A 12,726-nucleotide genomic window follows, 5' to 3' on the forward strand; every position below is an offset into this window, starting at 1 on the left:
AAAGTATAACATAGACAATATAAAATATATAGGAGATAATAAAATAACAGTTATCAGGGATAATATAATTTATATTTGTGAGGAAAATAAATGAAAATAATAAAAAAGTTTTTGTATTTTCTTGCAAGAGACATATTAATATGGAAAAGCTATAAAACACAGGCAGTGTTGGGAATACTGAGTGGATTTCTGGGATTATTACAATTTGGATTCATGGGAAGGTTTATAGCTCAGGGCAATTACTTTCCCATGATTGAACAGTATGGTGGAAATATACTTGCATATTTCATATCTGGAAGTGTATTCATGAGTTATACCACTCTCTCCCTGACAACATTTAAGAGTGTAATAAGACAGGAGCAGGTAATGGGAACAATAGAATATCTGCTTCTGTCTGAAACTCCATTATGGGAAGTGTTTATATACACCATATTTTCAAAATTGGTGTTTACAATATTAAACACAGGAATAGTCTTTATATTTTTAATATATACATTTGATGTGGAAATAAAAATGAATATAATAGCTTCAATAATACTATTAATAATAACAATGATAAGTCTAAGCGGAATAGGGTTATTAAGTGCCGGGTTTATAGTAATAACCAAAAAAGGGGATCCGGTAAGCTGGGTATATTCATTTCTAACAGGAATGTTTTCAGGAATATATTATCCTGTAGAAATATTACCAAAATGGTTAAGAGGAATATCCTATATACTACCAACAACATATGCAATGGATGGATTAAGAAAAACACTCATAAAAGGATATAGTTTATATCAAATAAAAGAGGATATAATAATATTAATAATAATGACAATAATAATATTACCAATAGGGATATACTGGTTTAAAAGCAGTTTTGATAAAGCCAGGAAATATGGCACAATATCGCAATACTAGGAAGTGAAAAAATGGAAACAATAATAGAAATAAAAAATCTGACAAAAATATACAAAAATGGAATAAAAGCATTAAAAAACATAAATCTTACAATAAACAGAGGAGAAAAAATAACAATATTTGGACCCAACGGAGCAGGAAAAACAACATTAATAAAAACAATAGGAATGTTTATAATACCTGATGAAGGAGAAATAAAAATAAAAGGATATGACATAAAAAAAGAAGTAAAACAAATAAAAAAATTAATATCAATAGCAACATCAAATGAAAGGTCGTTTTACTACAGATTGAGTTTAGAAGAAAATCTAAACTTCTTTGGAATGTTAAATAACCTAACAGGAAAAGAATTAAAAAAGAAAGTGGAAAAAGGATTAAAAGAGATGGGATTATACGAAAACAGAAAGATTAAATATATGGAAGCATCAACAGGAATGAAAAGGAGATTAAATTTAGCAAGGGCATTAATAAAAGAAGCGGAAATATATTTATTAGATGAACCGACAAATGGGGTGGATATAGAAACGAAAATGAAGATATATGAAATAATGGAAGAATTATCCAAAAATGGAAAAACGATAATATTAGCCAGTCATGATGTCAGTGAAATAGAAAAAACAGATAGAATAGTGGTATTAAAAAAAGGGGAAATAACAACAGATAGAAAAACAGAAGAATTACTGGAAAAAACAACAAGAAAGAATGAAGAGCGGTTACTGGAATTAATAAAATGAACTTTTGAGACCATATGGTATCCTGTAAAATTTTTCATAATTTCTCTTTTTAGAGTAATTCAACCATTAACATAAATTTGTAGTAAAATTCTCTTTTCGTAAATCTAATAAAATTACTCCTTTATTATCTAAACTGATATATTTTTATTATTAAATTTTAGTTTATAGAAAGCTTTATATTATCAATTTCTTCGATGTTAATGTTTTTATATAATAAATATTTTGAATTTTTTTACTAATCTAATACAAATAAGGGACCTGCAAAACAGGTCCCTTGTTATTTTTATATTATTTTTTATGATGCAGCGCTTTCTTCTGATTGTGATTCTTCTGTTGGATATGTTGGTAATTCGAATACGGATATTTCTGATTCTAAATAATGTTTTAATCCTGTTCCAGCTGGTATTGGCTGCCCAACAATAACGTTTTCTTTTAAACCTAACAAGAAATCTTCTTTACCTTCTAATGAGGCTTCGGTTAATACTTGAACGGTTTGTTGGAATGAAGCTGCACCTAACCAACCTTCTCTTTCAAGTGATGATTTAGTAATTCTTAATAATTTTCTTTCAAATCTCGCAGGTTCTTTTGGATTAATTAAATATAATTTCTTTTCTCCCGCTAATCTTAATTCACCATCTTCAGTTTCTAATAATTGTGGTTCATTTTTAAATACTTCTATTTCTTTTAATCCTGCATTTATTAATTTATTTAATAGTTCTTCTGTTACTTCATCACCAATTTCACCTAACAACTCTTTACCTTCATCAGTTTTTATCGTTATTTTTTCAGCTAATTTTTTACCAATTATATCTTCTCTATTTTGTTCAATCATTTTATTTTCTTCATATATCTTCTTATTAGCCTTTTCTACTGATTTTAAACTTACTAAATCTTTTGGCATAAATTCTGTATCTCCAGCATATGTTATTTCAACCTTATTAAACATTTGTTTAATAATTATTTCGAAATGTTTATCATGAATTTCAACACCTTGTTCAGCATAAATTTTCTTAATTTCTTTTAATAAATAATCAAAAGTTACTTCAGCTCCTAATTCCTCTAATAATCTTCTAGGTTTAATATTTCCGGAAGTTAACCTGTATCCAGGTATAACTTTATCTCCTTCAGATACTGTTGGTTTAACTTTTGGATCTGCTGTATAAGTATGTAATTCTCCTTTTAAATCTTCAACTATAATTATTAATCTTCCCTTTTCGTCTCTGTCTATTTTTCTAACAATACCTTTTACTGTTGAAAATTCAGCTTCAGGACCTTTTAAATTCTTTCTAGCTTCAAATAATTCTTCTGCTCTAGGAAGACCTTGGGTAATATCACCAGTTGTTGCAATACCACCAGTATGGAATGTTCTCATTGTTAGCTGTGTACCTGGTTCCCCAATTGATTGTGCAGCAATTATACCTACAGATTCTCCTATATTTACAACTTTATGACTTGATAAATCCATTCCATAACATTTTGCACAAACTCCATGTTCTGATTCACAAGTTAATATTGATCTAACATATATAGATGGTCTAACTTCTATTTCAGTAATATTATATCTTTCTAATTTTCTTGCTGTATCAGCATCTATTTTTTCTTGATAATTTACTAATGTAATTAATTTTCCATTTTCATCTTCTACCTTTAAATTATCTCCTACAAAAACAAAGTTAACTGCTTTATATTCTTTTATATCTACTGTCTTTATATTATGTTGTTTTAATGATATTAATACATCTTTATCTATTTCTGTACCTTTTGAGAATAATAATTCTCCATCAACATAAACATCTTTATTTAATACATTATATATGTATAAATTAATATCATCAATATCTATACTTTTAATTTCTACTACTGGTATTTTTGTCATATAATTTGCTAAAAATGCAGAATCTTCCTCATCTAACATAACATCTTTAATATATTTTTTACCAGTTTCCGGATGTATAATTATTTCTTCAGTTTTTGGATCTAATACATCCTTTGCTAATACTCTACCAAATAAATAATCTTCAAGATTCTCTATTTTCAAACCGTCTGCAATTAATTCTCTAGCTTCAATACCTTTTTCTGTTCCACAATCTGGTTCTGTTACTGTAATAGATTGAGCAACATCTACCAATCTTCTTGTTAAATAACCTGCTGTAGAAGTTCTTAGAGCTGTATCTGCAGAACCTTTTCTAGCACCATGTGTAGAAATAAAGAATTCTAATTCTGATAAACCATTTCTAAAGTTAGATTTAATAGGTAACTCAATAACTTTACCAGATGGATCAGCCATAAGACCTCTCATACCAGCAAGTTGCTTTAATTGGTCAATATTACCTCTAGCTCCAGAATCAACCATCATCCAAACTGGATTAAATGGATATTTTCTAAATTCTTTACTTGTAACTTCTGTAACTGCATCTATTGTTTTTTCCCATATTTTAACTACTTCTTTATATCTTTCATCATCTGTTAAATAACCTTCCTCATAATATTTTTCTATTTCCATTACTTTTTCTTCTGAAGCCTTTATAATCTCTAATCTTTCTTTAGGTTCAACAATATCTCTTACAGATATAGTTAATCCAGAAATTGTAGCATAGTGGAATCCTAGATGTTTTATATCATCTAATAAATCCGCTGTTCTATCTATTCCATGATATTTAAATGTATCAAATATTAAGTTTTTAATTTCTTTCTTTTTATATATTTTATTAAAGTCAGGATTAAATCTTCCAATTGGATCAGGTATTATTTCCTTAAATATTAATCTACCAACTGTTGTTTTAATCAATTTATTATCTAAATATAATCCTATAGGTTCATGTAAATTTAATACTGGTTTTGACCACTTTAATTCTCCATCTTCAACTATAACTTCATGTTTTACTATTTTTTCATATTCATGAATATAAAATGCTTGAAACTCATCAGAAAAAACATATTTTATTTTATCATTTTTTTCTAATAAATCCTTTGGAGAAGATGGTAATTCTTTTGAATTAAAATACTCTTGATCAACTGTAGTTAAATAATATACACCTGCTATCATATCTTTACCTGGCATGGATATAGGTTTTCCATTTGCAGGCGATATAATATTATATCTTGATAACATTAAGAATTTTGCTTCAGCTTGAGCTATATTTGATAATGGAACATGAACAGCCATTTGGTCACCATCAAAATCAGCGTTAAATGGTGGACATACCAATGGATGTAATTGAATAGAGTGCCCTTCAATTAATCTTGGAATAAATGCTTGAATAGAAATTCTATGTAATGTAGGAGCCCTATTTAATAATACAGGATGTCCTTTAATAACTTCTTCAAGCATTTCCCAAGCTTCTGGCATTTCTTTCTCAATAATTGTTTTCTTTAATTTTCTTGCATTTTTACTTGACGCATTAGAATCTTTTAATAGTTTATTTAGAACAAAAGGTTTAAATAATTCCATAGCCATTTTCTTTGGCAATCCACATTCATGGATTTTTAAATCCGGACCAACTGTAATAACGGCCCTTCCTGAATAGTCAACACGTTTTCCAAGTAGATTCCTTCTAAATCTACCTTTTTTACCTTTAATTAAATCAGTTAATGATCTTAAAGGTCTTCCGCTCCTATCAGTCATTGCTTTTCCAACACGACCATTATATATTAATGAGTCTACTGCTTGTTGCAATATTCTTTTTTCATTTCTAATTATTATTTCAGGAGCCTCTATTTCAAATAATTTTAATAATCTATTATTCCTATTTATTACTCTTCTATATAAATCATTTAAGTCAGTAGCAGCAAATCTACCACCATCAATTTGAATTAAAGGTCTAATATCAGGTGGAACAACTGGTAATGCCTCAATAATCATCCATTCAGGTTTATTTCCAGATTTTATGAAATCTTTTACTACCTTTAATCTCTTTAATAATTTTAATGCTTTAGCACTTTTTTTATCCAGTTTTGCTAATTCAGCTTCTATTTCAATTTTTAAATCATGTAAATCGATTGCTTTTAATAATTTTTTTATTGCTTCTCCACCATAATCAGCTGTAATTTCATCATCATATAATTCCTTATATGCTTCATATTCTTCTTGTAACAATGTGCTTCCTACACCTTTTCCAATTTCTTTCTCAACTTCAGGATCTATATTTGTAATTACTAGTATAGGAGTATCTCTTTCTATATCTCTTTCAATTTCTATAGCAGATGGGTAGAATTGTTCAAAAATTAAATATTCACTTGCTGTTAAAATTTCATCTTCGTATAAGAAAGTATCTGCTAATTGTGTGCCCTCTTCTACTTCATCACCATTTTCAACAAATAAAGTAGCTCCTTCAAATAAAGGCCACTTTTCTTCAACTCCACTTTCATCCTTAATCTTAACCCATATAATTTCATGCTTTGCATTCGAATATTCAGTCTCAATACTTACAACACCACTTCTTTTAGCTGTTGGTTTTTCTTTTACATGAAGAACCTTTACAGCTTGTTCTACTTCAAAATCCATTTTTTCTTTAAAAATTTCATATTCTGTATTGTGAAGCATATCTCCATAATCGAATAAATCAGAATCTTTCGGATCGGTAATCAACCAAATTTTTTCAACAACCCTTTTTGATCCGTAGTAAATTATGTTTTCTAATTCTTTCACTGGTATATTTAATAATATAGACAAAATAGATGGAGATGACTTCAAGAACCAAATATGAACAACAGGAGCTGCTAATTCAATGTGCCCCATTTTTCTTCTTCGTGATTCTTTAGACTCTACTTTAACTCCGCATCTTTCACAGACTGTACCCTCATATTTTTTCCCTTTATACCTTCCACAAGTACATTCATAATCCTTAACAGGCCCAAAGATTTTTTCACAGAACAAACCATCTCTTTCTGGTTTAAATGTTCTGTGATTAATAGTTTCTGGTTTTTTTACTTCTCCACTTGACCATTCTCTTATTCTTTCTGGAGAAGCAATACCAACTTTAATTTTTGCAATTTTTCTTTTGAAAGATGATGTCATTTTACCCATACTTTACCCTCCTTGAGGGGATTTTATAATTTATCTACATCTAATTCATTACCGTCCTCATCAAACAAACGAACATCTAACATTAAACCTTGTAATTCTTTAACTAAAACTTTGAAACTTTCAGGAATACCTGGATCAGGAAGATTTTTACCATTTAATATAGCTTTATATACTTCATTTCTTCCTTTAATGTCATCTGATTTGTATGTCAACATTTCTGTTAATGTATGTGCCGCACCATATGCTTCTAATGCCCATACTTCCATTTCACCAAATCTTTGACCACCGAAATGTGCTTTACCTCCAAGTGGTTGTTGATGAATTAATGAATATGGACCTGTAGAACGAGCATGCATTTTATCCTTAGCAATATGAACCAATCTTAACATATACATATACCCAATTGCTATTGGATAATCAAAAGGTTCTCCAGTTCTACCATCTCTTAAAGTTATTTTACCGCTTTCAACTTCAGCTGAATCTCCTAAATCTAATCCATATTCTTTACGAACTTTATCTAATTCATCCATTCTATTATTTTTTCTTGCTTCATATAATGCTTTCATTATTTCCTTTTCCTTAGCACCATCAAATATAGGAGTAGCAAAATGTCTTCCCGTTAATTTAGCTAACCAACCTAAATGCATTTCTAAAACTTGCCCCAAGTTCATACGTGAAGGAACTCCCAAAGGACTTAGTATCATCTCAATAGGTTTACCGTTAGGTAAAAATGGCATATCTTCTTTTCTTAAAATATTTGATACAACACCCTTATTACCATGTCTTCCGGCAAGTTTATCTCCAACATTCAATGTCTTTTTAGATGCTATATAAACCTTTACATATTGATTAACTCCTGTTTCTAAATCAGGAATATCTTTTCTTGTATAAACTTTAACATCAATTACTCTACCTTCAATACCATGTGGTAATGTTAATGATGTGTCTTTGACATCTTTACCTCTATCTCCAAAAACAGATCTAATTAATTTTTCTTCTGGAGAAGTTTCAGATTCACCTCTAGGAGTAACTTTACCAACTAAAATATCTCCTGATGTAACATAGGCACCAACTCTTACAATACCATGTTCATCAAGATTTCTTAATGATTCTTTTTTTACATTTGGTATGTCCGCTGTTATTTCTTCAGGACCTAATTGTGTATCCATAGCTTTTGTTTCATATACTTCTATATGTAAAGATGTAAATGAGTCTCTTTCTAATAATTCTTCATTAACCAAAATAGCGTCTTCAAAATTATATCCTTCCCAAGGCATGAATGCCACAAGAATATTTTTTCCTAATGCCAATTCTCCCATATCAATAGCAGGACCATCTGCAATTGGAGCATTTTTTTCAACAATCTCATTCATTTCAACTATTGGTCTTTGATTAATAGTTGTATCTTGGTTTGATCTAATAAATTTCCATAATGTATATTTATCTTGAACAGGTTTTCCATATTTATCTAAAATTTCATTTCCTTTTTCATCAATTCTATTAATAATAATTGTTTTTGCGTCAACATATGAAACTCTTCCCTTATGTTTCGCTTTTATAACATATCCTGAATCTCTTGCCGCAAGCCATTCAACTCCTGTACCTACAAAAGGTGCTTCTGTTATCATCAAAGGAACAGCTTGTCTTTGCATGTTTGATCCCATCAAAGCACGGTTAGCGTCATCATGTTCTAAGAATGGAATTAATGACGTAGAAACACTAACAATTTGTTTTGGTGTAACAGCTATAAACTCTACATCTCTCTTATGAACATATGTAACCTTTCCACCATGTCTAATTTCTACATATTCTGATTTTATTTCACCATTTTCATCTACATCAACTGAAGCAGGAGCTATTATTTTTTCTTCTTCCTGATCAGCAGTTAACCAATATACCCCTTTATCATACAATACTTTTCCATCTTTTACTTTATAATATGGAGTTTCTAAGAAACCAAATTCATCAACTCTAGCTAAAATAGCTAAAGATGTAATCAAACCAATATTAGCTCCTTCCGGAGTTTCAATTGGACACATTCTTCCATAATGTGAATGGTGAACATCACGAACTTCGAATTTCGCGTGCTCTCTTTTTAAACCACCAGGTCCAATAGCTGATAATCTTCTTTTATGAGTTAACTCTGATAACGGATTAACTTGATCCATAAATTGGGATAATTGACTAGTTGCAAAAAACTGATTTATTGTTGTCATTATAGCTCTAGAATTTACTAATGTGTTAGGATTTAATTTTTGAATATTTGGAATAATACTTAATTTTTCACTCATAATAGGTAACATTTTCGAGAAAGATCTTTCAAATTCAATTTGCATCAATTCGCCAACAGATCTTACTCTTTTATTACCCAAATGATCCCTTGTATCAAGTAACTCAGGATTTTCTTTCATTTCTAGCAAATGTCTAGAAGCTAATATTAAATCTAATTTTGTTAATATCCTTTCATCTTTATTTGGATATTCTATATCTTCTCCTTTTTCTATTTCTCTTCCTTCTACTTCTTTTAAGTATTTTTTGTATACATCTTCCATTCTATTTACAATCTTTTTTCTACCAATCATTGAGAAATCAAAGGTATTAGGATTAAAATAAAGATTATTTATATAATCCGTTGCAATATTCACCCTTGGAATTTCTCCAGGTCTTAATTTTTTAAATAATTCTTTATATGCATCTTCTGGAGTTAAAATCGAATCTTCTGATTCGTATGTTCTTTTAAACAAGTCTAAAGTATTTTGCGCAACTATATGAGCAACGGTTATTTCAGAAATTCCTAATTCTAATAGCTCATCAACTATTTTTTCTGTTATTCTTAATCCTCTATATGTTTTTGATTCCTTATGCAAATCCGAAGATTCAGGAATTTTAATATCCGATAATATTGTCACATTTTTTTCCAAATATTCTGTAATATTGTAATTCAAATTAATTTTTTTCGGATATAAGTCTAAAATAGCTAAATCACTATCAAACCCTAATGCCCTTAAAAATAAAAAATAATTAAACTTTCTTTTTCTATCTATTCTAATTTGTAAAAAATCTTTTCCAGGATTTGGATTGTAAATAATTTCTAACCATGCACCTTTAACAGGTAAAAAATGAGCAACAAAGTATGGTTTAGTTTGCTTTACACTTTTTTGCTCTTCACTAACAAAATAAACACCTGGAGATCTAACTAATTGATTTACTACAACTCTCTCAGCACCATTAATAATAAAAGTACTTCTATCTGTTATTTTTGGTATATTACCAAAAAATAACGAATCACTGGGTTCAATTATCTCCCCAGTACTGTGATCTGTTATTCTAATTCTTGATTTTAAAGGAACTGTGTAGGATAAACCCTTTTCTTTACATTCCATTTCTTCAAATGTTGGTTCTTCTGTCCATACATCTATAAACTCTAAAGATATTTTGTTTTTCCTTTTCCCTTTTAATTCAACTGTTATTGGCGAGTATTTATCCAATACCTCTTTAACTCCATACTTTACAAACCAATCAAACGAATCCAGTTGAATTTCTAACAAATCATGGAAAAGGGACATATCTTCTTTAACCTTACCAAAAAAATGCCTTTCTCTTTTTCCCACCTTCAAAACTCGGGTGTTCACAAAGAATCACCTCGTCTTCCTAATTTTTTATTAGCAAAACAATACCGCACCAGACTATAGTCTGATGCGGATCAATTATATCATATAAAAGTTTAATTTTCTTTAAGAAATTACTTCAATTCTACTGCTGCGCCAGCTTCTTCTAATTTTTTCTTTAATTCTTCTGCTTCAGCTTTTGAAGCGCCTTCTTTAATTACTGCTTCTGGAGTTCCTGCTTTTTCAACTAAATCCTTAGCTTCTTTTAAACCTAATCCTGTAATTTCTCTAACTACTTTAATTACATTGATTTTTTTATCTCCGAAGCTTTTTAATACTACATTGAATGAATCTTTTTCTTCTTCAGCTGGAGCTGCTGCACCTGCAACTGGAGCTGCTGCTACTGCAACTGGAGCTGCTGCTGATACACCAAATTCTTCTTCTAAAGCTTTTACTAACTCTGCTAATTCTGCTACTGTCATTTCTTTAATTGCTTGAATTAATTCTTCTCTTGTCATTCTAATACACCTCCTGAAAATATTTAAGTTTTATTGTTTTTCTTTTTCTTCTCTTATAGCATTTAATGCGTATAAGAATTTTCTTAACACTCCACCTAATGCACCTACTAAACCAGAAATTGGAGCATTTAAGCCACCAACCAACATAGCAAGCAATTGTTCTTTTGATGGTAATTTTGAAAGTTCTACTGCTTCTTCAGCTGTAAAGATTTTGCCTTCTAATATACCTGCTTTAATAACTGGGAATTCTAACTTATTCTTTTTCTTGAATTCCACTAATACTTTTAATGCTTCAATAGGATCTGCTTCTTTTGTATAAAATAATGCAGTATTTCCTTCAAGATACTTTTCATAATCTTCCAAGTTTAATCCAGCATTTTTAATAGCTGTTTTAATTAAAGCATTTCTTGTAATCTTGAAATAAACCTTATCTTCAAACTTCTTGTACAACTCACTTCTTAAAGCATTTGAATGAGCAACTGACATACCTTTGAAATCTAAAAACATAATAATTGAAGATTCTTTAAAAACACTTTCCAATTCCTTTAACAACTCAGCTTTTTGAGCTCTCGTTAACACCGACTCACACCTCCTCTAACAAAATCTGCGGTCCCGAGGACCGCAGAAGACCTAAAACAAGATATTGTTTTATCTCCAGCGTACCTCGGCAGGCGGGTATACACCACATTAATTATTACCTGCTGTCTTCAGTACATATTTATTTTCTCGGTTATTATAACTAATATTTATTACTTTTCAGTTAAAAATTCAGAAACGTTTAATTTCATTCCAGGACCCATAGTTGGAGCTAAAGCTACTTTTCTAATAAATTTACCTTTTGCTCCTGAAGGTCTTAATTTTTCAATTTGTTGTAAAGCTTCAACGATATTTTCTTTTAATTTTGAGATTTCAAAAGATTTTTTACCTACAGCAACATGTAAGTTACCTGTTTTGTCATTTCTTACCTCAATTTTACCTGCTTTAAATTCTTTAACAGCATCTGCTACATCATTAGTAACTGTTCCTGATTTTGGAGAAGGCATTAATCCTCTAGGACCTAAAACCTTACCTAATCTTCCAATTTCTCTCATCATATCAGGTGTTGCTATAGCTATATCGAAATCTGTCCAACCACCTTGAATTTTTTGAATTAATTCATCTGAACCTGCGTAATCTGCTCCAGCATCTAAAGCTTCTTTAACTTTTTCGCCTTTAGCGAAAACTAAAACTCTTACCGTTTTACCAGTTCCATGTGGTAATGTAATATTACCTCTTACTTGTTGATCATTTTTTCTTGGATCTATTCCTAAAACAAAATGTAATTCAACACTTTCATCAAATTTAGCATTAGCTATTTTTGGTAACAATTCTAATGCTTCATCTAAAGTATAGAATTTCTCTCTATCAATTAATTTTCTTGCTTCTATATATCTTTTACCGTGTTTAGACATTCACATACACCCCCTTAACCTTCTACTACTTCTATGCCCATGTTTCTTGCTGTACCTTTTATAATCTCCATAGCTGCTTCAATTGTTCTAGCATTAAGGTCGGGCATTTTTATTTCTGCAATTTCTTTAACTTGAGACAATGTAATCTTTCCAACAATTTCTCTTCCAGGATTTGTAGCACCTTTTTTAAGTCCAGCTGCTTGTAAAATCAAGAAAGAAGCTGGGGGGGTTTTTAATTCAAATGTAAATGATCTGTCTTCAAAAACCGTAATTTCAACTGGGATAATCATTCCAGCTTTATCAGCTGTTGCAGCATTAAACTTTTTACAGAATTCCATCAAATTAACTCCATGTTGTCCCAATGCAGGACCAACTGGTGGAGCTGGTGTCGCTTTACCTGCTGGCAATTGCAATTTAACAATTCTTGCGATTTTTTTTGCCATATTATTCCCTCCTTTGTGGTATTAGCGGAGTTATCCTCCCACT

General features: G+C 30.1%; 8 protein-coding genes and 1 other annotated feature. Of the genes, 2 read left to right on the forward strand and 6 right to left on the reverse strand.

Features of this window, described 5'->3' with window-relative positions:
• Nucleotides 1-90: 90 nt before the first annotated feature.
• Both AS160_RS07265 and AS160_RS07270 read left to right on the forward strand, forming a co-directional pair.
• Nucleotides 91-903, forward strand: a complete 813-nt coding sequence (locus tag AS160_RS07265; protein ID WP_165147059.1) for an ABC transporter permease — start codon at nucleotides 91-93, stop codon at nucleotides 901-903.
• Nucleotides 904-914: 11 nt separating this feature from the next.
• A complete protein-coding gene (locus AS160_RS07270; protein ID WP_165147062.1) occupies nucleotides 915-1,637 on the forward strand; it encodes an ABC transporter ATP-binding protein in 723 nt (240 codons plus the stop codon).
• 295 nt (nucleotides 1,638-1,932) lie between these two features.
• On the opposite strand, the gene AS160_RS07275 is transcribed toward AS160_RS07270, so the two are convergent.
• The 6 genes from AS160_RS07275 to rplK all read right to left on the reverse strand — a co-directional run bounded on the left by AS160_RS07275 (nucleotide 1,933) and on the right by rplK (nucleotide 12,683).
• Complete coding sequence (locus tag AS160_RS07275; protein WP_206528135.1) at nucleotides 1,933-6,663, reverse strand: DNA-directed RNA polymerase subunit beta'; 4,731 nt, start codon at nucleotides 6,661-6,663, stop codon at nucleotides 1,933-1,935.
• Nucleotides 6,664-6,686: 23 nt separating this feature from the next.
• Nucleotides 6,687-10,295, reverse strand: a complete 3,609-nt coding sequence (locus AS160_RS07280) for a DNA-directed RNA polymerase subunit beta (RefSeq protein WP_165147065.1) — start codon at nucleotides 10,293-10,295, stop codon at nucleotides 6,687-6,689.
• A 110-nt stretch (nucleotides 10,296-10,405) separates the two neighbouring features.
• The gene (gene rplL / locus AS160_RS07285) at nucleotides 10,406-10,789 is read right to left on the reverse strand and encodes a 50S ribosomal protein L7/L12 (RefSeq protein WP_165147068.1); all 384 of its coding nucleotides are present in this window, start codon (nucleotides 10,787-10,789) and stop codon (nucleotides 10,406-10,408) included.
• A gap of 30 nt (nucleotides 10,790-10,819) precedes the next feature.
• Nucleotides 10,820-11,368: a 50S ribosomal protein L10 gene (rplJ, locus tag AS160_RS07290; protein WP_165147071.1), complete on the reverse strand. Its 549-nt coding sequence runs from the start codon at nucleotides 11,366-11,368 to the stop codon at nucleotides 10,820-10,822.
• 11 nt (nucleotides 11,369-11,379) lie between these two features.
• Nucleotides 11,380-11,518, reverse strand: a sequence feature (ribosomal protein L10 leader region).
• 20 nt (nucleotides 11,519-11,538) lie between these two features.
• Complete coding sequence (gene rplA / locus AS160_RS07295; RefSeq protein ID WP_165147074.1) at nucleotides 11,539-12,240, reverse strand: 50S ribosomal protein L1; 702 nt, start codon at nucleotides 12,238-12,240, stop codon at nucleotides 11,539-11,541.
• A 14-nt stretch (nucleotides 12,241-12,254) separates the two neighbouring features.
• Entirely contained in the window at nucleotides 12,255-12,683 is a 429-nt protein-coding gene (rplK, locus tag AS160_RS07300; protein ID WP_165147077.1) for a 50S ribosomal protein L11, read from the reverse strand.
• Between the last annotated feature and the right edge of the window lie 43 nt (nucleotides 12,684-12,726).

The organism is Marinitoga sp. 38H-ov, assembly GCF_011057715.1.
In the GTDB taxonomy this organism is placed as follows: domain Bacteria; phylum Thermotogota; class Thermotogae; order Petrotogales; family Petrotogaceae; genus Marinitoga.

Coding starts and splice junctions, on each gene's coding strand:
- AS160_RS07265 (WP_165147059.1), top strand. CDS start 91: ATGAAAATAATAAAAAAGTTTTTGTATTTTCTTGCAAGAGACATATTA.
- AS160_RS07270 (WP_165147062.1), top strand. CDS start 915: ATGGAAACAATAATAGAAATAAAAAATCTGACAAAAATATACAAAAAT.
- AS160_RS07275 (WP_206528135.1), bottom strand. CDS start 6,663: ATGGGTAAAATGACATCATCTTTCAAAAGAAAAATTGCAAAAATTAAA.
- rplL (WP_165147068.1), bottom strand. CDS start 10,789: ATGACAAGAGAAGAATTAATTCAAGCAATTAAAGAAATGACAGTAGCA.
- rplA (WP_165147074.1), bottom strand. CDS start 12,240: ATGTCTAAACACGGTAAAAGATATATAGAAGCAAGAAAATTAATTGAT.
- rplK (WP_165147077.1), bottom strand. CDS start 12,683: ATGGCAAAAAAAATCGCAAGAATTGTTAAATTGCAATTGCCAGCAGGT.